Source organism: Faecalimonas nexilis, assembly GCF_059731825.1.
The window spans coordinates 1,929,562-1,952,877 of sequence record NZ_AP029189.1 but is presented as its reverse complement, the minus strand read 5'-3'; the positions used below and the strand labels follow the sequence as shown (position 1 = coordinate 1,952,877).

25 protein-coding genes are annotated in these 23,316 nt (G+C 39.8%); 22 read left to right on the top strand and 3 right to left on the bottom strand.

Annotated elements, in window-relative coordinates:
• Positions 1-2: 2 nt before the first annotated feature.
• From AC6I5B_RS09870 to AC6I5B_RS09845, 6 genes are all read left to right on the top strand, one after another.
• Positions 3-911, top strand: coding sequence for a conjugal transfer protein (locus AC6I5B_RS09870; RefSeq protein WP_117467747.1), 909 nt, complete (start codon positions 3-5; stop codon positions 909-911).
• 201 nt (positions 912-1,112) lie between these two features.
• Positions 1,113-1,934: a MerR family transcriptional regulator gene (locus tag AC6I5B_RS09865; RefSeq protein WP_077715691.1), complete on the top strand. Its 822-nt coding sequence runs from the start codon at positions 1,113-1,115 to the stop codon at positions 1,932-1,934.
• 77 nt (positions 1,935-2,011) lie between these two features.
• Positions 2,012-2,989: a serine hydrolase domain-containing protein gene (locus AC6I5B_RS09860; protein ID WP_077715693.1), complete on the top strand. Its 978-nt coding sequence runs from the start codon at positions 2,012-2,014 to the stop codon at positions 2,987-2,989.
• A gap of 150 nt (positions 2,990-3,139) precedes the next feature.
• Positions 3,140-4,051 (top strand): DUF2268 domain-containing putative Zn-dependent protease, encoded by a 912-nt coding sequence (locus tag AC6I5B_RS09855; protein ID WP_117467746.1) that lies wholly within the window; start codon positions 3,140-3,142, stop codon positions 4,049-4,051.
• Positions 4,044-4,811, top strand: coding sequence for a MerR family transcriptional regulator (locus AC6I5B_RS09850; protein ID WP_055058896.1), 768 nt, complete (start codon positions 4,044-4,046; stop codon positions 4,809-4,811). The genes AC6I5B_RS09855 and AC6I5B_RS09850 overlap by 8 nt, the downstream gene beginning before the upstream one ends.
• Entirely contained in the window at positions 4,808-4,981 is a 174-nt protein-coding gene (locus AC6I5B_RS09845; protein ID WP_055058897.1) for a cysteine-rich KTR domain-containing protein, read from the top strand. Before AC6I5B_RS09850 ends, AC6I5B_RS09845 begins: the two co-directional genes overlap by 4 nt.
• Before the next feature lie 87 nt (positions 4,982-5,068).
• Here AC6I5B_RS09845 and AC6I5B_RS09840 read toward each other — a convergent pair whose 3' ends face one another.
• Positions 5,069-5,425: a helix-turn-helix domain-containing protein gene (locus tag AC6I5B_RS09840; protein ID WP_032547022.1), complete on the bottom strand. Its 357-nt coding sequence runs from the start codon at positions 5,423-5,425 to the stop codon at positions 5,069-5,071.
• 594 nt (positions 5,426-6,019) lie between these two features.
• Between AC6I5B_RS09840 and AC6I5B_RS09835 the strand changes: the two genes are divergently transcribed.
• The 8 genes from AC6I5B_RS09835 (at position 6,020) to ilvC (ending at position 13,440) form a co-directional block, all read left to right on the top strand.
• A complete protein-coding gene (locus AC6I5B_RS09835; RefSeq protein ID WP_022615780.1) occupies positions 6,020-6,442 on the top strand; it encodes an RNA polymerase sigma factor in 423 nt (140 codons plus the stop codon).
• Positions 6,439-6,678, top strand: coding sequence for a helix-turn-helix domain-containing protein (locus AC6I5B_RS09830; protein ID WP_074133949.1), 240 nt, complete (start codon positions 6,439-6,441; stop codon positions 6,676-6,678). The genes AC6I5B_RS09835 and AC6I5B_RS09830 overlap by 4 nt, the downstream gene beginning before the upstream one ends.
• Positions 6,679-7,135: 457 nt before the next feature.
• On the top strand, positions 7,136-7,288 hold the full coding sequence (locus AC6I5B_RS09825; protein WP_077715702.1) for a transposon-encoded TnpW family protein: 153 nt from the start codon (positions 7,136-7,138) through the stop codon (positions 7,286-7,288).
• 94 nt (positions 7,289-7,382) lie between these two features.
• The gene (locus AC6I5B_RS09820; protein WP_117467745.1) at positions 7,383-9,059 is read left to right on the top strand and encodes a recombinase family protein; all 1,677 of its coding nucleotides are present in this window, start codon (positions 7,383-7,385) and stop codon (positions 9,057-9,059) included.
• A 94-nt stretch (positions 9,060-9,153) separates the two neighbouring features.
• A complete protein-coding gene (locus tag AC6I5B_RS09815) occupies positions 9,154-9,621 on the top strand; it encodes a low molecular weight protein-tyrosine-phosphatase (RefSeq protein WP_117787592.1) in 468 nt (155 codons plus the stop codon).
• A gap of 335 nt (positions 9,622-9,956) precedes the next feature.
• A complete protein-coding gene (locus AC6I5B_RS09810) occupies positions 9,957-11,744 on the top strand; it encodes an ABC-F family ATP-binding cassette domain-containing protein (protein ID WP_004612448.1) in 1,788 nt (595 codons plus the stop codon).
• Between the two features lie 109 nt (positions 11,745-11,853).
• Positions 11,854-12,357 carry an acetolactate synthase small subunit gene (gene ilvN, locus AC6I5B_RS09805; RefSeq protein WP_004612449.1) on the top strand — a complete coding sequence of 168 codons (504 nt, stop codon included), beginning with the start codon at positions 11,854-11,856 and terminating at the stop codon, positions 12,355-12,357.
• A gap of 66 nt (positions 12,358-12,423) precedes the next feature.
• Complete coding sequence (gene ilvC / locus AC6I5B_RS09800) at positions 12,424-13,440, top strand: ketol-acid reductoisomerase (protein WP_004612450.1); 1,017 nt, start codon at positions 12,424-12,426, stop codon at positions 13,438-13,440.
• Between the two features lie 41 nt (positions 13,441-13,481).
• On the opposite strand, the gene AC6I5B_RS09795 is transcribed toward ilvC, so the two are convergent.
• Together AC6I5B_RS09795 and rpsT are read right to left on the bottom strand one after the other, a co-directional pair.
• The gene (locus AC6I5B_RS09795; RefSeq protein WP_004612451.1) at positions 13,482-13,982 is read right to left on the bottom strand and encodes a DNA-deoxyinosine glycosylase; all 501 of its coding nucleotides are present in this window, start codon (positions 13,980-13,982) and stop codon (positions 13,482-13,484) included.
• 85 nt (positions 13,983-14,067) lie between these two features.
• Positions 14,068-14,331: a 30S ribosomal protein S20 gene (gene rpsT / locus AC6I5B_RS09790; protein ID WP_022250056.1), complete on the bottom strand. Its 264-nt coding sequence runs from the start codon at positions 14,329-14,331 to the stop codon at positions 14,068-14,070.
• Between the two features lie 175 nt (positions 14,332-14,506).
• Here rpsT and gpr point away from each other — a divergent pair, with 175 nt between their 5' ends.
• The 8 genes from gpr (at position 14,507) to AC6I5B_RS09750 (ending at position 23,310) form a co-directional block, all read left to right on the top strand.
• Positions 14,507-15,475, top strand: a complete 969-nt coding sequence (gene gpr / locus AC6I5B_RS09785; protein ID WP_270607058.1) for a GPR endopeptidase — start codon at positions 14,507-14,509, stop codon at positions 15,473-15,475.
• Between the two features lie 57 nt (positions 15,476-15,532).
• Positions 15,533-16,714, top strand: a complete 1,182-nt coding sequence (locus AC6I5B_RS09780) for a stage II sporulation protein P (protein ID WP_004612454.1) — start codon at positions 15,533-15,535, stop codon at positions 16,712-16,714.
• 73 nt (positions 16,715-16,787) lie between these two features.
• A complete protein-coding gene (locus tag AC6I5B_RS09775; protein ID WP_004612455.1) occupies positions 16,788-18,710 on the top strand; it encodes a DNA gyrase/topoisomerase IV subunit B in 1,923 nt (640 codons plus the stop codon).
• A gap of 13 nt (positions 18,711-18,723) precedes the next feature.
• Positions 18,724-20,958: a DNA gyrase/topoisomerase IV subunit A gene (locus AC6I5B_RS09770; protein ID WP_497773291.1), complete on the top strand. Its 2,235-nt coding sequence runs from the start codon at positions 18,724-18,726 to the stop codon at positions 20,956-20,958.
• Positions 20,959-21,099: 141 nt separating this feature from the next.
• Positions 21,100-21,567, top strand: coding sequence for a ribosome maturation factor RimP (rimP, locus tag AC6I5B_RS09765; protein ID WP_044987108.1), 468 nt, complete (start codon positions 21,100-21,102; stop codon positions 21,565-21,567).
• Positions 21,568-21,585: 18 nt separating this feature from the next.
• Positions 21,586-22,707: a transcription termination factor NusA gene (gene nusA / locus AC6I5B_RS09760; protein ID WP_022250059.1), complete on the top strand. Its 1,122-nt coding sequence runs from the start codon at positions 21,586-21,588 to the stop codon at positions 22,705-22,707.
• A gap of 38 nt (positions 22,708-22,745) precedes the next feature.
• Entirely contained in the window at positions 22,746-23,000 is a 255-nt protein-coding gene (gene rnpM, locus AC6I5B_RS09755) for an RNase P modulator RnpM (protein ID WP_004612459.1), read from the top strand.
• On the top strand, positions 22,981-23,310 hold the full coding sequence (locus AC6I5B_RS09750) for a L7Ae/L30e/S12e/Gadd45 family ribosomal protein (RefSeq protein WP_071143952.1): 330 nt from the start codon (positions 22,981-22,983) through the stop codon (positions 23,308-23,310). Before rnpM ends, AC6I5B_RS09750 begins: the two co-directional genes overlap by 20 nt.
• Positions 23,311-23,316: the final 6 nt, after the last annotated feature.

The window sequence follows — 23,316 nt, the reverse complement described above, 5'->3', positions numbered from 1 at the left end:
ATATGATTCAGATTAGAAAAGAGGAAAACCAGAAAAAGCAGAAAGAAAAGAAACTGAAAGTCTACAAAGTCAATACCCATAAAAAAACCGTGATTGCCCTGTGGGTGCTGCTGGCAGTGAGCTTCCTGTTTGCCGTCTATAAGAATTTCACGGCGATAGACATTCATACTGTCCATGAAACCAAAGTAATTGAGGAAACCATCCTCGACACCCACAAGATAGAGAATTTTGTGGAGAATTTCGCAGAAGTCTACTATTCATGGGAACAGTCCGCTGCTTCCATTGATAACCGGACAAATGCTTTAAAAGGCTATCTCACCGGAGAACTGCAAGCCCTGAATGTAGATACTGTCCGAAAAGACATCCCCGTATCGTCTGCCCTGACCGATTTTCAGATATGGGAAATCACAGAAGAAAAGGAGCAGCATTATCAAGTGACCTATACGGTGGAACAGCGTATCACAGCGGGAGAATCCAGTAAAAACGTCCGTTCCGCCTATCAGGTGACGGTCTATGTGGACGGCTCTGGAAACCTGACGATTATCCAGAACCCAACCATCACCAGCGTTCCCGTAAAATCCGGCTATACGCCAAAAGCAGTACAAAGTGACGGTACGGTGGATTCCATCACCACGGAGGACATCAACGAATTTCTCACTACCTTTTTCAAGCTGTACCCTACGGCAACCGCAAAGGAGCTGACCTATTATGTAAATGAGGGTGTGCTGAAACCTGTGGGAAAAGAATATATTTTCTCCGAACTGGTAAATCCGGTCTACAATCGAAACGGAAATCAGGTGACCGCTTCCCTTGCAGTGAAATATCTGGATAACCAGACCATGACAACACAGGTATCACAGTTTGACCTTGTGCTGGAAAAGAACGGGGAAAACTGGAAGATTGTTGGATAACATTAAATAATAAAGGCTTGTATCTTGCTTTTTAGTGGCATACAAGCCTTTTTATAAAACTAAAAATAGTTGGAAATTTATTTTTTATCGTGTTATTTTATGTGTAAATGGAGGATAGCATATAGAATTATCACATTGACTTTACCCTTACGGCAAGGTGTACTATAAGTGTGGAAGTAGTAAATTGAAAGGATGAGATTTATGTTATCTATTGGTGAATTTTCAAAGATATGTAAAGTTTCTACAAAAACACTTCGTTATTATGATGAAATCGGACTTATAAATCCCAGTAAAATCAATCAAGAGAACGGTTATAGATATTATTCCATTGAGCAATTAGAAACCATGTTATTTGTTAACCGTCTAAAACAATATAATTTTTCTTTGGAAGAAATTAGAGCAATTATTACATCTGAAGAAATACCAAATGAAAAATTATCCATAGAACTTTATAAGAAAAAGGTAGAATTAGAAAAACAAATACAGATATATTCGCAAATTACAGAACGATTAAATGAAGATATAGCGGCTTTGAAACAAGGAAAATCAATTATGTCTTATTTGAATAAGATTGATGTACAACTTGTTGAATTACCGGTTATGTATTTGGTTTCTATTCGTAAAATGGTTTATAAGTTTGAAATGGAAGAACAATACGCTTATTGTTTTAATTCAATATTAAGGAAAATTCAATATGACAAATTAACCGCCACTGCTCCGCCTATGGTACTTTTTCATAGTGATGAGTTTACTCCTTTGGGATTAGATACCGAATTTGCTATTCCAGTAAAGCAATTTGTCACGGGAACAAGAGATTTTTATCCGGGACTATGTTTAAAAACAACTCTACATGGCGGATATTCTAATTTGCCATCTATTTATACGAAACAATGTAAATGGGCAGAACAGAATGGTTATGAAAACAATGGTCCCCTTTATGAAGTTTATATTACTGACCCAACACAAACTTCAAACGAAGATGAATTTATAACTGAAATTTATTATCCAGTAAAAAAGAAATAGGTATACATCAAAGATTAAAATTTTTGTGAATAGAAGTTTCAGATACGATAACGTGAAATGGAGATGAGATTGATACTATGAATAGAAAAGAACTACACGATTTTATTGAAGAAAAACAGCCTAATATCTGTCAAATATCATGCTATAAAGACGGTAAAGAAGTTTATTCTGATGAATGGAATAATTATAAAAAAATAGATACTTGCCATGTTATGTCTGCAACCAAAAGTATCGTAGCACTACTTGTAGGGATAGCACTTGATAAAGGATTTATAAAAAGCACAGACCAACCTGTACTAGATTTCTTCCCTGAATACAAAATTAAAAGAGGAGAAAAAACAATTCAAAAAGTTACAATCAAACATTTACTGACTATGACTGCACCATATAAGTATAAGTACGAACCGTGGACTAAAATTTGTTCAAGTGATGATTGGACGGTTTCAGCTTTAGATTTTCTAGGTGGAAGAAAAGGATTGACTGGACAATTCAAATATTCAACTTTAGGCATACATATACTAACTGGTATTATATCAAAAACGAGTGGTCTGAAAGTCGTGGACTTTGCAAATAAGTTTTTATTTGAACCTATTGGAGTAGAAAAACATATAAATTATTTAGCAGAAACTGCCGAAGAACATAAACATTTTACTATATGTAAAGAACCGCAAAAAAATATATGGTTTTGTGACCCAAAAGGAATAGGTACGGCTGGATATGGTTTATGCTTTTCTGCAATAGATATGGCGAAAATTGGACAACTTTGTTTAGATAAAGGTGTTCATAATGGAAAACAACTTGTATCATCTAAATGGATTGAAGAAATAACAAAACCAAATTATAAATGCGGAGAAGAATTTAGAAATATGTCTTATGGGTATCTTTGGTGGATTGTGAATGAAAATGTATATGCAGCCATAGGAAATAGTGGGAATGTTATATATGTAAATTCATTAGAAAATATAGTGATAGCAGTTACATCATATTTTAAGCCAACCATATTCGACCGTATAGATTTTATACAAAAGTATATTGAGCCGTTTATTTCAATTTAATTCTGAACTGCTGAATCCGGTTTGCACCCGAAGCGGAAATTAGGTAGCATCTTACTTTTCAAGTGAAATATTTGTGATAATTTTAACTTGCCTATTGACTTTAACGTTACGTCATAGTATATGATAAAATCAAAAGGAGGAACTAGAATTATGAAAATATCCGCTATCCGTTCTGACAAAGTTTATTCAAAAATTATGAGTGCACCGTTAGACAAAAAAAATGACATTTATAGATATGAACTTATGAAGCCTTTTGAAAAAAAGTGGGCTTGTTATAGTGTTCCTATGAAAGCTCTAACGCCTAATGGATATGATGTAATTATGGCAAGCGAAATGCTTGGACATATCGCCCCAACCGCTGTTGACCAAAAGCAACAAAATAATATTAAGCTAATTTCTGATAATACACTCTGGGAAAAATGTGAGTTATCCATTCAGCAGTCGTTGAATTGCTTTGTTGAACACGGTGTTAATCTACCCATTAAAGAATATGCGTTTACAATTTTACTTGCAAATGCTAAAAATCCTTACATTATTTTAAATGATGGTTACTGTGGTGATGGTGGTATTCCAGGATATATTTTTTCTTGGTTACTACCTAATGAATACACTTTATCACATCTTCATGTAGCATTAGCACATGAAACTAATCACAACGTACGATTTCAATTTATTAAATGGAAGAATGACATCACTCTTGGTGAAATGATAGTCAATGAGGGATTGGCAGAAAACTTTGCAACATTTCTGTATGGTGAAGATAAAGCAGGTCCTTGGGTAACAAAAACTGATATAGAAACCTTAAATGAATATATTAAGCCTATTATTCGGGACGGTTTAAATGTTCAAGGATTAGAAAATCTGAATGCATACCTTTATGGTGATGAAATGGCAGCATTACAAAACTATCCTCAGGTCGGATTACCCTATTGTTCCGGATATGCGTGTGGCTATCACTTGATTAAACACTACTTGCAAAAGACTGGAAAAAACATTGTCGAAGCAACTCTATTACCTGCAAAAGAAATTTTAAATGCTACGGAGGATTTTTGGAATGAATGAAAAAGCTAAAACAGTCCATGAAGTTGCTAAATTAACAGGTATTACTGCTCGAACACTACATTATTATGATGAAATTGGTTTATTAAAACCATCTATTATAACCGAAGCAAAATACCGTCAGTATACAGACGACGATTTAACTAGGCTTCAGGAAATTTTGTTTTTTAGAGAAGTTGGATTCGCCCTAAAAGAAATTAAGGAACTGCTGGATTCACCTCATTATGTTCGTTCAGAAGCATTAGAGCGTCATGTACTGATTTTGGAAGCTCAGAAAGAACGAATAGAAGCTTTGATTTCACTTGTAAAAGACACAATCAACGGAAATAAAGAAATTAAATTTTCTGCATTTTCAAATGCAAAAATACTTGAGTTACAATCGCAATTTCAAGAAGAAGTATTAGAACAATGGGGAAATACTGAAAGTTTCAGAGAATACAAGACTATGTTTTCTTCCCATTCAAAGCAAATACAAGAGAAAGAAATAGAATCTTTTTATTCAATGGCTCGCAATATTTTTGAAAAACTAGCTATGTATGAAAATAGTCCTGCGGAAAGTTCAGAAGTACAAGCAATAGTACATGAATGGCAACAATATATTTCTGAACACTTTTATGAATGTAATAAACAAATTTTATCTAATTTGGGAGTTCTCTATATTACAGATGAAAGATTTACCACTTTTATAAATAGATTTAGTAGTGGAAATCTTGCAGCTTTTTTTAATGAAGCAATACAAATTTTTTGCAGAGGTTCAGAATGAATATGATGGAGTGGGTTATTTGTCCTATATGCAACAATAAAACAAGGATTAAAATACGAAAAGATACACAGCTAAAAAACTTTCCGTTGTATTGTCCAAAATGTAAAAAAGAAAGTTTGATATGCGTAAATAACTTCAAAATAGAAATTATCAAAGAGCCAGACGCTTAGACGCAGAGCCGATAATTTATAAGCTATTACAGCTTATAGACTATCGGCTCATTTTAGTTTCAGTCCTATTCTTGCAGACAATAGAAGTTATTTATCTTCCATTTCCTTGTATTTGACAATACCATCCGCAACGCTTTCCATGATAACAAGGTCTGCGTCTGTAAAATTGTCAATTTTACTTTCAAGCTGTCTTCGTCTGCTGCTTTTTACCGGATTATCAGAGGACAAAAAGAACTCATCCACTGATACATTCAGCAGAGATACAAGGTCGTAAAGCACCTGTAAACTGGGGTGCTGCCCTTTATTCTCAATATTGGTTAAATAGCGTGGGTCAATTTCAATCATTGCTCCCACCTGTTCACGGGTCAAGCCCTGTTTTTTACGGGCTTCTTTTATGGCAAGCCCAAACGCCCTGAAATCATATTTATCTTCTTTTTTACGCATAATACACCACCTCTATACATTTTACTGTTCCTGTTGTAATAGTGACAGGTACAGAAAAACGTATCGTATAGTTGTACAGTTCCTATTATGCGTATCAAAGATAAAACTATGCTGTCGAAACGGAAATAAAAAAAACCGTTATTTGGCAGCATACTTTCCCTGCGTCAAAAATTACATCATCATTTCCAGACGACGGTTTAACAAAAGCCGCCGTCTTTTTTTGCCTGAAATATAGATGATTTTTAAAGTCTACTACTTTATACAGACAGCGGCTTACAGGAGGAAGCCGCTATGCAAAATATTTTCTTAAATATATCTACATTCGGTAAACCGTTAAAAAAAGCCATCCACCTACACTAGAAAAATCTGACCCTCAATGTGGTTTTTCAGAATACATAGCAAGAACTATCGAAGCACACAAGCAGAAATATCGTCTGTTTGCGTGCTTTTTTAGTTGGAAGAAAAAGTTTTTAAATTTTTCTTCTCAAAACGCAACTGCACCCCCTGTCCTGTCGGGACTAAGAGCGAAAAGGGGGAAAGAAGCAGAAATTCCTATCAACTCGCTCCCTTTCAAGGCTGGAAAGGGGGTGAGCAATGATGAAGCCATCTGAATTTCAGACAACCATAGAGAACCAGTTTGATTACATCTGTAAAGTCGCTATGGAGGATGAACGCAAAGACTATCTCAAAGCGTTGTCCAGACAGTGTAAACGGGAAACCCTGTTCTGTGATATGGACGATTACACCGTCAACTTGTTTTCTTCCGAAGACACCTATCCATCCCACTTCCATACTTTTGAAATGGATGGATTTACTGTCCGTATTGAAAACAGCCTATTAGCAGAAGCATTAGAAAATCTGGATGGAAAGAAACGTGATGTTATCCTGAGATATTATTTTCTTGGATTTGACGATACGGAAATTTCAAAAATTCTGGAAGTCAACCGTTCTACTATCCAGAGAAGAAGACACGCCGGACTGGAATTTATCAAAAAATTTATGGAGGAAGAAGCATGACAGCAAAGCACCCTATGATTCCGTTTCCTGTGATTGTAAGGGCTGCGGACGGTGATATTGAAGCAATCAACCAGATTGTACGCCATTACAGCGGTTTTATTGCCAGCCGTTCCATGCGTCCCATGAAAGACGAATATGGCAATACCCACATGGTTGTAGATGAAACCCTACGCCGCCGGATGGAAACACGTCTGATTGCAAAGATTTTATCTTTTGAAATCAGGGAACCAAAGTAAAAATAACGCTCTCCTGTGGAAGCATGGACAAGCCCATGCTTCCCAGACAGAGCTTGCCAGCCTATTAAAGTGCATTATCACCAGTGCATTTTAACAGGCTGACAAAGCCAGATTGTTCATTGAAAAAGAAAGCGTCTAATCAACGCAGCATAAAGCAGCCGAATACGTTTCGATAGAAAGAGAGCCGTTGGGCTGGCACGCCGTAACCCACCAAAGGAGGGATGAAACCGGATAGCGATTCCTGCCAGCGTTCCATAAGCAGCTTACCGCAAAAGCTGCCGCCATGACCTTTCTATCGTGATAATGATACTTCCGTACAGCCTTAGTCCGTGTGATGATGTAGCACCGCTGGCAAAGGGTACGGCTGGATGAGAACCATGCAGGGGTGAGATTCCCATGAGCTTTAGCGAAAGCTGTTCGGTTTGCTTCAAAGAAAATAACAGGAGGTTGTTATCTTATGGAAAATACAAAGAATCCTGACCCTGAAATGATACGAGAATACCAGATAGGAAACACCTGCTATGTGGTAAAATCCCGCTCAAAAGAACAGGCGCAGGAAGACGCAGTAACGAAAGTAAAAAGGCTTATCCGCAATGATTTGAAACAATAATTTTAAGATAAAATAAGGCAGACAGGAAACAGAAAATGCGGTACAATAAAGTTGTAAAAGCATTGTCTGTTTGACTGTCGGATAGGAGGTACTTATGTTACAGCAGTCAAACAGCACTATCACTTCCATTTATCCGATGGGAAATCAAACAGAGGAATTAACCGCATTATACTGTCGGCTTTCACAAGACGATAAACAGGAGGGTGATTCAAACAGTATTATTAACCAGAAAAAAATCCTGAAGCGTTATGCAATCGAGCACGGGTATCAGCCTTATGTGTTTTTTGTAGATGATGGATTTTCTGGTACAAACTTCAACAGACCGGATTTTCAAAGAATGATTGCAGAGGTCGAAGCAGGAAGAATCAAACGCGTTATAGTCAAGGATATGTCAAGACTTGGACGTGATTATTTGCAAGTGGGAATGTACACAGAAATTATGTTCCCGAACATGGATGTCCATTTTATTGCTGTCAATGATGGCGTGGATAGTCATGTGGGAGATAATGAATTTACCCCATTTCGTAACATAATCAACGAATGGTACGCAAAGGACACCAGCAAAAAAATACGTGCAGTCAAGCGTTCTAAAGGAATGGCAGGTGAACATATCGGTTCTCACGCTCCTTATGGCTACATGAAGAATCCAGACAATAAAAAGGAATGGCTTATAGATGAAGAAGCCGCCGAAGTAGTTCGGGAAATCTTCCGTTTATGTGTCAATGGTTACGGACCGACACGAATTGCCAATATTCTAACGGAAAGAAAAATTCTTTGCCCTACTTATTATGCGCTAGAGCATGGGGAAAAGCCACGAACCGTTCTTCCACCTGACAAGTATCTGTGGAGCGCAACTGTGGTATCTCATATCTTAGAAAGAATGGACTATTTAGGACATACTGTGAATTTTAAGACCCATGTTAAGTCTTATAAAAATCGCAAAAAAATTGATAACAGTCCTGAACAATGGAAGATTTTTGAGAATACCCATGAAGCAATCATTGACAAGGAAACCTTTGAGATTGTACAGAAAATCCGTTCTGGAAAACGCCGCCCTACCAAAATGGGGGATATGCCTATGTTCTCTGGTTTGCTCTACTGTGCAGATTGCGGAAGCAAAATGACATTTCATAGGCAAATGGCACAGAGTGCAGAGAAACATAATTTTGTATGCAGCAATTACCGACACAATTCAAAATCATGTACTATGCACTATATTCGTAATGTAGTAGTTGAACAAATTGTACTGGAAAACCTGAAAGAAGTTATCCGCTATGTGTCAGATTATGAAGATGAATTTGTTCAGATGGTAATGGACACGGATATGCGGCAAAGAAATAAAGAACTGCTGCAAAAGAAGAAGCGGCTTACAGAAATTCATTCCCGTATTCAGGAGTTGGACAAAATTTTTCAACGGATTTATGAAGACAACATTAGTGGAAAACTTTCAGATGAACGCTTTATGAAACTTTCAAGAGGATATGAGGAAGAACAGCATACTTTGCAGGAAGAACAGACTTCCTTAGAGAAAGAATTACAGAAAGAAGAAAAACAATCTGTGGATGTAAAGCAATTTCTTTCAGTAGTCCGCAAGTACACTAACCTTACAGAACTCACACCAGAAATTGTGCATGAGTTTATCGACAAAATTATTGTCCACGCTCCGGATAAGAGCAGCGGTAAACGCTTACAGGAAATTGAAATTATCTATAACCATATCGGAGTATTCGACCATTCAAAGGTCACTTTGTGGAAAGGAAAAGCGGTATAGTACACAATATACTATACCGCAAAACCTAAATCTTAAAAACATCCTTACCAAACCCTCACATTTATAAGGCTTTGAGAGGATATGAGGAGATAAAATGGAGAAAATAAAGGTACTATTTATCTGCCACGGCAACATCTGCCGCAGCACCATGTCCCAATTTGTATTCCAAGACATGATTAACAAGCAAGGTCTCACCGACCAATTTTATATTGATTCCGCGGCAACAAGCCGCGAGGAAATCGGCAACGGTCCACATTACGGAACGGTAAACAAGATGCGGGAAGTAGGGATTCCGGTACTTCCGCATCGCGCTGTACAGATGACAAAAAAAGACTATGAGAAATATGATTATCTCATAGGAATGGACGAAGCGAACATTCGCAATATGACAAGAATCGCAGGTGGTGATCCGGATGGAAAGATCCACATGCTTCTTGATTTTGGAAAAGCTCCAAGAGCGATTGCAGATCCATGGTATACCGGAAATTTTGATGTTACCTATCGGGATGTGAAAGAAGGCTGTGAAGCGCTGCTCGTTTATATTAAACAACATGATTTGTAAGGACGATTTTTCAGTCTCTCCAAAACGGAATAAAAGTTCCGGTTGGAGGGACTGTTTTGTTATCTGTTGTCCTTATAGATTGATTTTCAAAATTGACGGGAAATGAAAAATCCTTTATGATATTTTGGAAGAAGAAAAATAGTAACAGTTCAGCCATAACAGCTCAAATTGGCTGTTACACAGCCTTTTTCGATGCTAACGAAGCTGAAATCCTGCTTATGGAAGAACGCTATATACAAAGTCCACAAAAAATCTTCGTTTTCAAATTAGTTTGAACTCAGTTTTTTGTGACTTTGTGCACGGCTGAACTGTTACGAAAAATAGGAGTGTTGAAAATGAATATATTGAATATAGAACACGTCAGTAAAGTATTTGGCGAGAAGACAATTTTCGATGATGTTTCATTCGGGATTCAAGAAGGAGACAAAATTGGCATTATAGGAATTAATGGTACAGGGAAAACAACGCTGTTGCGTATGATTGCGGGAGTGGAAGAGCCTGACAGCGGACAGATTATAAAACAGAATGGGATTCGATTGGCGTATCTTTCGCAGCATCCTTCGTTTCCTGAGGGAGCGACTGTTCTTTCGTATGCATTTGACGGAATTGCGGAGAATGACTGGGCGCTGAAAAGTGAAGTGAAAAGTGCACTCAATAAACTTGGAATTACGGATCATGATATGAAAATGGAGCATCTTTCCGGCGGGCAGAAGAAAAAAGTAGCGCTTGCGAAAACGCTGACATCTTCGTTTGAAATTTTGCTTTTGGACGAGCCGACGAACCATTTAGATGGAGAGATGATTTCCTGGCTGGAAGATTATTTGAAACGTTATAAAGGTGTTGTGATTATGGTAACGCATGACCGTTATTTTTTAGATAAAGTGACAAATCGAATTTTGGAAATCAGCCGTGGAAAATTATATGGGTATGAGGCGAATTATTCGAAATTTTTGGAAATGAAGGCAGAACGGGAAGAGATGGAGCTTGCTTCAGAGCGAAAACGCCAAAGTGTGTTGAGAATGGAATTAGAATGGGCAAAGCGCGGCTGCCGAGCAAGAACAACAAAGCAAAAGGCAAGATTGGAGCGATTAGAGCTTTTGAAAAACGGAAAAGCTCCGGAGACGGATCGTTTGGCAGAGATTGATTCTGTGGAAACGAGAATGGGCAAGAAGACGATTGAGCTCCACCATGTCAGCAAGAGCTACGGGGAGCGAAAGCTGATTGACGATTTTGATTATATTGTATTGAAAAATCAGAATCTTGGAATCGTGGGTCCGAATGGCTGCGGAAAGTCGACACTGCTAAAAATGATTGCGGGACTTGTTGAGCCGGATGAGGGAACGATTGAGATTGGTGAGACGATTCGAATCGGCTATTTTGCACAGGAACTTCCGGAAATGAATACGAGCCAGAGGGTAATCGATTTTGTGAAAGACATCGCCGAGTATATTCCGACGAAGGATGGAAGAATTACGGCTTCGCAGATGTTGGAGCGGTTTTTATTTACACCGGATATGCAGTATGCACCGATTGAAAAATTATCGGGCGGTGAAAAGAAGAGACTTTATCTGTTAAGTGTCCTGCAGGCTGCGCCTAACGTGCTCATATTTGATGAAGCGAACAATGATATTGATATTCCGACAATGACAATTTTAGAGGACTATCTGAACTCGTTTCAGGGAATTGTGATCACGGTATCGCATGACCGCTATTTTCTGGACAACGTGGTGGACCGCATTTTTGAATTTGATGGAAATGGACATTTGCAGCAGTACGAGGGCGGATACACGGATTACATAGAGGCGAAGCAGAAGCGGGAAGTGCCAAAAGAGGAAGTGAAGGCGAAAAAGAGTACCGGAAAAAATGATTGGAAACAGAATCGTCCGACAAAGTTGAAATTTTCATATATGGAGCAGAAGGAGTTTGAGACAATTGATGAAGACATTGCCAAGCTGGAGGAAAAACTCGAAAAGCTGGATGCGGATATGATGGCGAATGCAACGAACTCTGCGAAACTTTCGGAACTTACTTTAGAAAAAGAGTTCGCAGAAAAACAGTTGGAAGAAAAGATGGAACGGTGGGTTTATCTGAATGATCTGGCAGAGCGCATTGCAGCGCAGTAAAAAGTTAAAGTGACATTTAGAAAAAGTATTGACAAATAGGTTTCTAGTTGATAATATATAAAAACAGAACGCACTCTGTTTTTTAAAAATAAGAAAGTAGAGGGATGTTATGAGGAAACAAGTATTTTCATTATTGGTAAATAACAATGCGGGATTGTTAAGTCGCGTTGCCGGATTATTCAGCAGAAGAGGATACAGTATTGACAGTATCACAGCGGGAATTACAACGGATGAACGGTTTACAAGACTTACGGTTGTTGCAAGCGGGGATGAGTTGATCTTGTCTCAGATTGAGAAGCAGCTTCGCAAATTGGAAGATGTCGTTGATATTAAGATTTTGGCGGATGGAGAGTCGGTTTGCAGGGAGCTTATTATGGTCAAAGTGATGGCAGATGCATCTGAGAGAGCAGAGATTATTTCTGTTGCTGATATTTTCAGAGCGAAGATTGTCGATGTGGAGAGAGAGTCGCTGATGCTTGAGATGACAGGAAATCAGTCGAAAGTAGAAGCTTTTTTGAATCTCCTGCAGGGATATAAGATTTTAGAGCTTGCAAGAACAGGAATCACGGCCTTGTCAAGAGGGTCAAAAGGTATCAAAGTAATTGATGATTAATGTAGAAAGCTAGGGGCAAAGGTCCTTAACTATATATTCATGAGAAGGGTTTAGGAGGTAACAGCTATGGCAAAAATTTATTATCAGGAAGATTGTAACTTATCATTATTAGAAGGAAAGACAATTGCGGTAATCGGTTACGGAAGTCAGGGACATGCGCATGCATTGAACGCAAAAGAATCCGGATGCAATGTCATTATCGGTCTTTACGAAGGCAGCAAATCATGGAAAAAAGCAGAAGAACAAGGATTTGAGGTATACACAGCGGCAGAGGCGGCAAAAAAAGCCGATATTATTATGATTTTGATCAATGATGAAAAGCAGGCTGCATTATACAAAAACGATATTGAACCAAACCTTGAAGAAGGAAATATGTTAATGTTCGCACACGGATTTAACATTCATTTTGGATGTATCGTACCTCCAAAGAATGTAGATGTTACAATGGTAGCGCCAAAGGGACCTGGTCACACAGTAAGAAGCGAATATCAAGTAGGAAAAGGTGTTCCTTGTCTTGTGGCAGTAGAACAGGATGCGACAGGAAAAGCACAGGATATCGCACTTGCATATGCGCTTGCAATCGGTGGAGCAAGAGCAGGTGTGCTTGAGACAACATTCCGTACAGAGACAGAGACAGACCTTTTCGGTGAGCAGGCAGTACTTTGTGGTGGTGTTTGCGCATTGATGCAGGCAGGGTATGAGACATTGGTAGAAGCAGGATATGATCCAAGAAATGCTTACTTCGAATGTATCCACGAGATGAAATTAATCGTAGACTTGATTTACCAGAGCGGATTTGCCGGAATGAGATACTCTATCTCAAACACAGCAGAATACGGTGATTACATTACAGGACCAAAGATCATCACAGAAGATACAAAGAAAGCAATGAAGAAAATCTTATCAGATATTCAAGATGGTACATTTGCAAAAGACTTCTTATTAGATATGTCATCAGCAGGAAGCCAGGTACACTTCAAAGCAATGAGAAAACTTGCGGCAGAACATCCATCAGAAATTGTCGGAGAAGAAATCCGTAAATTATACAGCTGGAGCGACGAGGATAAATTGATCAATAACTAGTCGTTATAATGAAAAGTAGGTAGATGCATTAAATGCGCTACCTACTTTTTGTGTGCAGTATATTGGGTGATGCTTTTCCAAATCTCTACAAGTTTCTCCAGTGAATAGACTGCGTTTGCGGGACTTGTGGATGGCAGTTTTATTGCGTCCATATGTGTCTGGCTTTTGCAGTATTTTTCATAAAGCTGGAATGCGGCGTTGCCGTTTGTATAAATCTGCTCGATATGGGAGACAGACAAGATTCGATTCAGATCATTGGGAACGACGTGTTTGATGCTGCTGTCGCTGGAGCCTTTGATTTCGCAGGAAGCAATCACATCCCAGACCGCAATCTGATTATTCAGCAAAAATTGTTTCTTTTCTTCGATTGTTTGAGGTACTTCGCAGTTGAAAATTTTTGCGAGCACCTTCCAAAAACGATTTTGTGGGTGGTTGTAGAAGAAGTGTCCTTCCCGTGACTTTACAGATGGGAAAGAGCCGAGAATCAATATTTTTGAGTCCCTATTAAAAATCGGTTCGATTTCGTGAAAAACAGTGTCCATAAAAAACTCCTTTATTTTTAAAGTGCAATCAAAAAGACAACCACATGACGGTATGGTTGTCTTATAATATATTTCCTAATAAAAATTAAGCAATTCCGTTAACAGCTTTTGTTAAACGAGAAACTTTTCTAGCACAAGTATTTTTGTGGTAAACACCTTTGCTTCCAGCCATGTTGATTTCTTTGATAGCAGCTTTTAATGCTTCAACAGCAACAGCCTGATCTTTTGCTTCAACAGCAGCATCTACTTTTTTAATAGAAGTTTTTACTCTTGATTTAATTGCTTTATTTCTAGCAGCTTTTGTTTCGTTTACTAAAATTCTTTTTTTTGCAGATTTAATGTTAGCCAATCTGAACACCTCCAATATATGTGATATAAAATTCATCTTTTGTTCAGCAGACCCGGACACGGAACGTTCTACTGAAACATACTCATTCATTGTAAAATAACTATTGTGGCTTGTCAATACATAATTCTCTTTTTTTTGTGAAAACTAAAAAATAAAGTTACAAGGAGAAGTTGAGATGTTGGAAAAGTATAGTATTCATACAGATTTAGCATTGGAGGAAAAAGAGCGATTTGAATCGGATCATGTGGAAGTTCAGGGAGTTATCTTGGAAGAGGAGTATGACAAAGAGCGGGAGATACGAATCACGAAAGTAAAGATTGAGACGGAAAAAGGGGCTCGCGCGATGGGGAAACCTGTCGGCACATATATTACGATGGAAGCACCGAATATGGCCGTCCCAGACGAGGAATATCACAGGGAAATTTCAGAAGAACTGGCAAAATATATCAAAGAGCTCATAAAAATCGAAAAAGAGGACTATGTTGTATTGGTGGCAGGTCTTGGAAACCGTCAGGTGACACCGGATGCATTAGGACCACATGTAGTCGATAATCTGGCAATTACAAGACATATTGTAAAAGAGTATGGTAAATACGCAATGGGGGAAGATGCTGTGCACATGACAAGCGCAATCGTTCCAGGGGTTATGGCGCAGACCGGTATGGAGACATTAGAGATCATCAAAGGGATTGTAAAAGAGACAAAACCGGATTTGGTCATTGCGGTGGATGCGCTTGCCGCAAGGAACAGCAAGAGACTGAATCGAACCATTCAGATTGCAGATACGGGAATTAATCCGGGCTCCGGTGTGGGAAATCACAGAAACGGAATTACAGAAGGGACAATCGGGGTTCCGGTCATTGCCATTGGTGTGCCGACGGTTGTAGATGCAGCTACGATTGTCAATGACACGATGGAAAATTTGATTGCGGCACTGGAGACATCCGAGACACTAAAAGGTGTCGGGGTCGTTTTGCAGGGATATAATGCGACGGAGAAATATGAGCTGATAAAAGAACTGATTTCTCCGCATTTAAATGGAATGTTTGTGACCCCGAAAGATATTGATGAGACAATCAAACGAATCGGATATACGATTTCTGAGGGATTAAATATTTTGTTTTCGGAGAGGACATGCTCATAATTATCAAAAAGGCAACATATATTGTTAAAGCTCTAAAGATTCTGTTAGGAGAGAAATATGAGAAAAAATAGGAGTTTAGCAATATTGTCGGGCAGTTTGATCTTTTGTCTTGGCATATATATATTATTTCAAGGTGGAACGCAGATTACGGAAGAATGGAAGGGGAGTCTGCGGGAAAATCTTGTGAGAATGACGGAAAGGTCTTTTATGCCAGGACTTTTTTATGCGGAAAAAGAAGAAAAGACAGATTGGAATACATGGATTGCAAAAAAAGCGATGCAGATGATTCCGCTTGGAAGTTATGTGGAAGGGAAAGGAACTTATGAATCTGAAATTGAAGATACTGCGACCTATGAAATGATCATGGCAAGGCAGGCGGCAGATGAAAATGAGGTGGACGAGAATGGAAATCTGATCAACGGGGACGGAAGTCACGCAGAAAAAGATGCCAAGGAAGTGAAAACGGAACCAGTGACCGTATCAATAGAGCAGCTGAGAGATTTTAACTATCTGGTGAGCCATTACTATACGGTGGACAGTACAACGATGATCGGGCAGGAGCAGTTAAATGTGGATGAGCTTCTCGCAAAAGATATGCATATTGACACAAGTGGGGAAGGACCAAAAGTACTTATCTTTCATACTCACTCGCAGGAGACTTTTGTGGATTCTGTCGAGGGAGATGTCGGAACAAGTATCGTCGGGATGGGAGCATATTTGTCAGAGCTTTTGAATGCGAAGGGAATTTCAACCATCCATCATGACGGCGTGTATGATTTGATCGACGGGAAATTAGACCGAAGCAAAGCGTACGAATTTTCGGAAGTGGGGGTCAGAAAAATATTGGAAGAAAATCCAAGTATTGAGGTTGTGATTGATCTGCACCGTGATGGGGTCGGCAATGATACACATCTGGTGACGGAGGCAAATGGAAAACAGGCGGCAAAGATCATGTTTTTCAATGGACTTAGCAGAACAAAAGCCAATGGAGATATCGCATATCTTCCAAATCCTTATATTCAGGATAATCTGTCGTTTTCTCTACAGATGCAGCTTGCATCAGAGAGTATGTATCCGGGATTTGCAAGGAAAATCTATCTGAAAGGGTACCGTTACAGTCTCCATATGATGCCAAAATCTCTTTTGATCGAGGCAGGTGCCCAGACAAACACTGTGGAGGAAATGCGAAATGCGATGGAGCTGTTGTCAGACGTTTTAGCAAAAGTCATCATGGGGTAGAAGAATTTATTTGAAACGAACCTTTGTTTGTGTTATGATGGGTGCAGTATGAAAAAGAGAGGGTTTTAAGTAAATGGCGAAACAAAATACATATGATGCAGATAGTATTTCTATATTAGAAGGACTGGAAGCGGTCAGAAAAAGACCGGGAATGTATATTGGAAGTGTGTCTACGAAGGGGCTCAATCATTTGATCTATGAGATTGTGGACAATGCGGTAGATGAACATCTTGCGGGGTACTGTGACAAGATTCAGGTCATACTGGAAAAAGATGGTTCTGCAACGGTGATCGACAATGGGCGAGGTGTCCCTGTCGGGATGCACCAAAAAGGGGTATCCGCAGCGCGTATTGTATATACGACACTTCACGCAGGTGGAAAATTTGATGATACAGCTTATAAGACAAGCGGCGGGCTGCACGGGGTTGGCTCTTCGGTTGTAAATGCACTTTCTATTTATATGGACGTCAAGATCAGCAGGGAAGGTGCAATTCATCACGACCGATACGAGCGGGGGATTCCGGTTGTAGAGCTTGAAAACGGGTTGCTTCCGGTTATTGGAAAGACGAGAAAAACGGGGACAGAAGTGAATTTCCTGCCGGACGACACGATTTTTGAGAAGACGAGATTCAAGGCGGAGGAAGTAAAAAGTCGTCTCCATGAGACTGCGTATCTGAATCCGAATCTGACGATTATTTTTGAGGACAGACGCGGAGCGCAGACAGAACATATTGAATATCATGAGGAAGACGGAATACTTGGATTTATCCGTGATCTGAATCAGAAGAAAGAGGCGATACATGAGCCGATTTATTTTAAAGGTGAGTCAGAAGGAATTGAAGTGGAAGTTGTATTCCAGTATGTAAATGAGTTCCATGAGAACGTACTCGGATTTTGTAATAATATTTACAATGCAGAGGGTGGAACACATTTGACGGGATTTAAGACGACGTTTACGACGGCGATGAACCAGTACGCGAGAGAACTTGGCATTTTAAAAGAGAAGGACAGCAATTTTACAGGAGCGGATATTCGCAACGGGATGACGGCGATTGTTTCAATCAAGCATCCGGATCCGCGTTTTGAAGGGCAGACGAAGACAAAGCTGGACAATCCGGATGCAGCAAAGGCGACCGGAAAGGTGACCGGGGAGGAGATTGTGCGCTATTTTGACCGGAATCTGGATACGCTTAAAAAAGTAATCAGCTGCGCGGAGAAGGCGGCAAAAATCCGTAAGACGGAGGAGAAGGCAAAGACGAATCTGTTGACGAAGCAGAAATATTCGTTTGACAGCAATGGAAAGCTTGCGAACTGTGAGAGCAGAGATGCGAGCAAATGTGAGATTTTTATCGTGGAGGGAGATTCTGCGGGAGGTTCCGCAAAGACGGCGAGAGACCGCTCTTATCAGGCAATCCTGCCAATCCGCGGAAAGATTTTGAATGTGGAAAAAGCAAGTATCGATAAGGTACTTGCCAACGCGGAGATCAAGACGATGATCAATGCCTTTGGCTGTGGATTTTCGGAAGGGTATGGTAATGATTTCGACATCACAAAACTCCGTTATAACAAGATCATCATTATGGCTGATGCGGACGTGGATGGCGCTCACATTTCTACATTATTATTGACATTGTTCTATCGGTTTATGCCGGAATTGATTTTTGAAGGACATGTCTATATTGCGATGCCTCCGCTTTACAAGGCGATGCCGAAAAAAGGGGAAGAGGAATATCTGTACGACGACAAAGCGCTGGAGCGCTATCGCAAACGTCAGAAAGGACCATTTACGCTGCAAAGATACAAAGGTCTTGGCGAGATGGATGCAGACCAGTTGTGGGAGACAACGCTGAATCCGGAGACGAGAATGCTAAAGCTTGTCGAGATTGAAGATGCGAGAATGGCATCTTCTGTGACGGAGATGCTGATGGGAAGTGAAGTGCCTCCGAGACGTGCGTTTATTTATGAAAATGCGACAGAAGCAGAGTTAGATATATAGGAGGCAACAAAAGATGCAGGATTCACAAATTATAAGAACCGAATATTCGGATATCATGAAAAAATCATATATCGATTATGCGATGAGTGTCATTGTGGCAAGAGCGTTGCCGGATGTCAGAGATGGTCTGAAGCCGGTGCAGAGAAGAACACTTTACGATATGCATGAACTTGGTATCCGCTATGATAAACCATATCGAAAATGTGCGCGTATCGTCGGGGATACGATGGGTAAATACCACCCGCATGGAGACAGTTCCATCTACGAATCACTTGTCGTAATGGCACAGGAATTCAAAAAAGGAATGATTCTTGTGGACGGACATGGAAACTTCGGCTCTATCGAGGGAGACGGCGCTGCTGCGATGCGTTACACGGAGGCTCGTCTTGCAAAACTGACACAGGAGGTATTTCTTGCAGACTTGGACAAAGGAGTTGTGGACTTTGCTCCGAACTTTGACGAGACGGAAAAAGAACCGGAGGTGCTTCCGGTACGTATCCCGAATCTTTTGGTAAACGGTGCAGAGGGAATCGCAGTCGGAATGGCGACAAGTATTCCAACACACAATTTAGGCGAAGTGATCGATGCGGTGAAAGCGTATATGAAAAACAGTGAGATCACGACAAAGCAGTTGATGAAACATATCAAAGGACCGGATTTTCCGACGGGCGGTATCGTAGTCAACAAAGACGATCTTTTGAACATTTATGAGACGGGATCCGGAAAGATTAAGATTCGCGGAAAAGTGGAAGTGGAGGAATTGAAAGGCGGAAAGAAACGTCTTGTGATTTCAGAAATTCCTTACACAATGATCGGTGCAGGAATCGGAAAATTTTTAAACGATGTGGCGTCCCTTGTGGAGAGCAAAAAGACGAATGACATCACAGATATTTCCAATCAGTCATCCAAAGAAGGAATTCGGATTGTGCTCGAACTTCGAAAAGATGCAGATGTGGAAAACTTAAAGAATATGCTTTACAAAAAGACTCGTCTGGAAGATACATTTGGAGTGAATATGCTTGCCGTTGCAAATGGGAAACCAGAGACGATGGGACTGAAATCAATTATCGAGCACCATGTAGATTTTCAGTTTGATGTTGCGACGAGAAAATACAAGACACTGCTTGCAAAAGAGTTGGATAAAAAAGAGATTCAGGAAGGTTTGATCAAGGCATGTAATGTCATTGATTTGATTATTGAAATTTTGCGTGGCAGCAAGTCGATCAAAGAGGCAAAAGCGTGTCTGACTGACGGTATCACAGAGAATATCAAATTCAAATCTAATATTTCAAAAAAGATGGCCTCGATGCTCCGGTTTACAGAAAGACAGGCGACAGCAATCCTGGAGATGCGCCTGTACAAACTGATTGGTCTGGAGATTGAGGCATTGCAGGCAGAACATGAGCAGACACTTAAAAGTATTGCCCGCTATGAAGATATTTTGAATAATTATGATTCGATGGCGGAAGTAATTATAGAAGATTTGGATGCGATTAAAAAGACATATGCAAGAAAACGACGGACGATTGTCGAAAATGCAGAAGAAGCAGTGTTTGAAGAAAAGAAAATCGAAGAGCAGGAAGTTGTATTTTTGATGGATCGTTTTGGATATGCGAGAACGGTGGATGTGTCGACCTATGAAAGAAACAGGGAAGCAGCAGACTCGGAGAATAAATATATAGTTTCCTGTCTCAATACCGGAAAAATATGTTTGTTTACGAATGCAGGAAAGATGCATCAGGTGAAGGTGCCGGATATTCCATATGGAAAATTCAGGGATAAAGGAACTCCGATTGATAATTTGAGTAATTACAACAGCACCGAAGAACAGATTGTGTTTGTGTGTGATGAGGGAAGTCTCTCTATGGCAAAGCTGTTGTTTGCGACAAAACAAGGTATGTTAAAGCAGGTGGATGGAAGTGAATTTCAGGCGGCAAAACGAACCATCGCAGCGACAAAGCTTTTAGAAGAGGATGAAGTGATCTGTGTACAGGTTGTGACAGAGGGACAAAGCATTGTGCTTCAGACGATGAATGGATATTTTCTGAGGTTTGCGTCGACAGAGGTGCCGGAAAAGAAAAAAGGTGCCGTCGGAGTGCGCGGAATCAAACTACAGAAAAAAGATGAACTGGAACAGGTATATCTGCTTGAAGAAGGAGTTGAGCAAAAGGTTCTATATAAAGAAAAAGAAGTGACATTGAACCGTCTGAAACTGGCAAGACGTGATGGAATCGGAACAAAACGATAACCCTGAAATGAGAAATTTTGAAAATACCCTTGCATTTATTGAGAATGAGTGCTATAGTGTATGTTAGTTACATAAGAAATCGGCAGAAGAGTGGACGTAATGTTCACTCTTATTTGTTGGTATAAGAAAGGAAGGTTGACAGTGTCTAAAAGAGAAGTATACGAACAAAAAACAGAAGAACTTCTATTACCAATCGTTGAAAGCAATGGATTTGAGTTGGTGGACGTTGAGTATGTAAAAGAGGGAGGAAACTGGTATCTTCGGGCATATATTGATAAACCGGGAGGAATTTCGGTAGACGATTGTGAAGTGGTAAGCAGAGCGTTTTCAGATATTTTGGATGAGAAAGACTATATCGAAGATACGTATATCTTTGAAGTGAGTTCTCCAGGACTTGGAAGACCTTTGAAAAAAGAGAAAGACTTTGCAAGAAGTATCGGAGAAGAAGTGGAGATCCGTACTTACCGTGCGATTGACAGACAGAAAGAATTTATCGGAATTCTAAAAGAATACGATCAGGATACCGTGACGATTGAATATGAAGATGAGACAACAAAGACATTTGAACGAAGCGAGATCGCTTTGATTCGTTTGGCATTGGATTTTTAAATCAGGAGGAAAGAAAAAATGAACACAGAATTATTAGAAGCGTTGACAATTCTTGAGCAGGAAAAGGATATCAGTAAAGAGACTTTATTAGATGCAATTGAGAATTCTCTGATTAACGCATGTAAAAATCATTTTGGAAAAGCAGATAATATCAAAGTAGTGATGAATCGTGAGACTTGTGACTACTCTGTGTTTGCGGAAAAGACAGTTGTAGAAGAAGTGGAAGACGATGTGATGGAGATCAGCCTTGCAAATGCAAAAATGATCGACTCAAAATTTGAGCTCGGCGATATTGTTCAGATTCCGGTGGAGTCAAAGGAATTTGGACGTATTGCAACACAGAATGCAAAGAACTTAATTCTTCAGAAAATCCGTGAAGAAGAGAGAAAAGTAGTGTACGATCAGTATTTTGAAAAAGAGAAAGATATCGTGACTGGTATCGTGCAGCGTTATGTTGGCAAGAATGTAAGTATTAACCTTGGAAAAGCAGATGCGATGCTGACTGAGAATGAGCAGGTAAAAGGCGAAGTGTTTAAGCCTACAGAACGTATCAAACTCTATATCGTAGAAGTGAAGAATACAACAAAAGGACCAAAGATTTTAGTTTCCCGTACACATCCGGAACTGGTGAAACGTCTGTTTGAGTCTGAGGTTGCAGAAGTAAAAGAAGGAATTGTTGAGATTAAGAGCATCTCAAGAGAAGCCGGTTCCCGTACAAAGATTGCAGTGTGGTCAAATGACCCGGATGTAGATCCGGTCGGAGCATGTGTTGGTATGAACGGTGCGAGAGTCAATGCAATCGTAAGTGAGCTTCGCGGAGAAAAGATTGATATCATCAACTGGAGCGACAATCCGGCGATCTTGATTGAGAATGCACTTAGTCCGGCAAAAGTCATCTCTGTAATGGCTGATCCGGATGAAAAGACAGCAAGTGTGATTGTGCCGGATTATCAGTTGTCACTTGCAATCGGAAAAGAAGGACAGAATGCGAGACTGGCTGCACGTCTGACAGGATACAAGATTGATATCAAGAGCGAGACACAGGCGATTGAAGCCGGTGAACTTCCGGAAAATTATATGAATCTTTCCACAGAAGTGTCTGAGGAAGCAGATGAAGAGATGCCAGATGAATTAGTGTAGTCAGGAGTGATTTGTTGAGTAATAACAAAAAGATTCCTATGCGAAAATGTGTAGGATGTCAAGAGATGAAAAGTAAAAAAGAAATGATGCGTGTTTTGAAAACTTCCGAAGATACATTTGAACTGGATGCGACAGGAAAAAAGAACGGGCGCGGAGCATATCTTTGTTTTTCAAAAGAATGTTTTGAAAAAGCGGTGAAAAACAAAGGGTTAGAGCGGTCTTTTAAGCAGGCAATTCCAAAAGAAGTTTATGAAAAGCTGGAAAAGGAGATGAATGCGCTTGAAATCGAGTAAAGCATTATCGTTAGTCAGCCTTGCCACGAAAGCAGGAAAGACGGCAAGCGGTGAATTCTGTACCGAAAAAGAAGTAAAGACCGGTATGGCAGAGCTTGTGATTGTGGCGGAGGATGCATCGGCGAATACAAAGAAGAAGTTTAAAAATATGTGTGATTTCTATGAAGTGCCAATTTATTTTTATGGGGATAAAGATACCTTGGGGCATGCAATGGGAAAAGAATTCCGGGCGACACTTGCAGTGACAGATGCAGGGTTTGCAAAAGGGATCAAGAAACATTTGGAAACAGAAGGATATACGATTGCATAGAGGAGG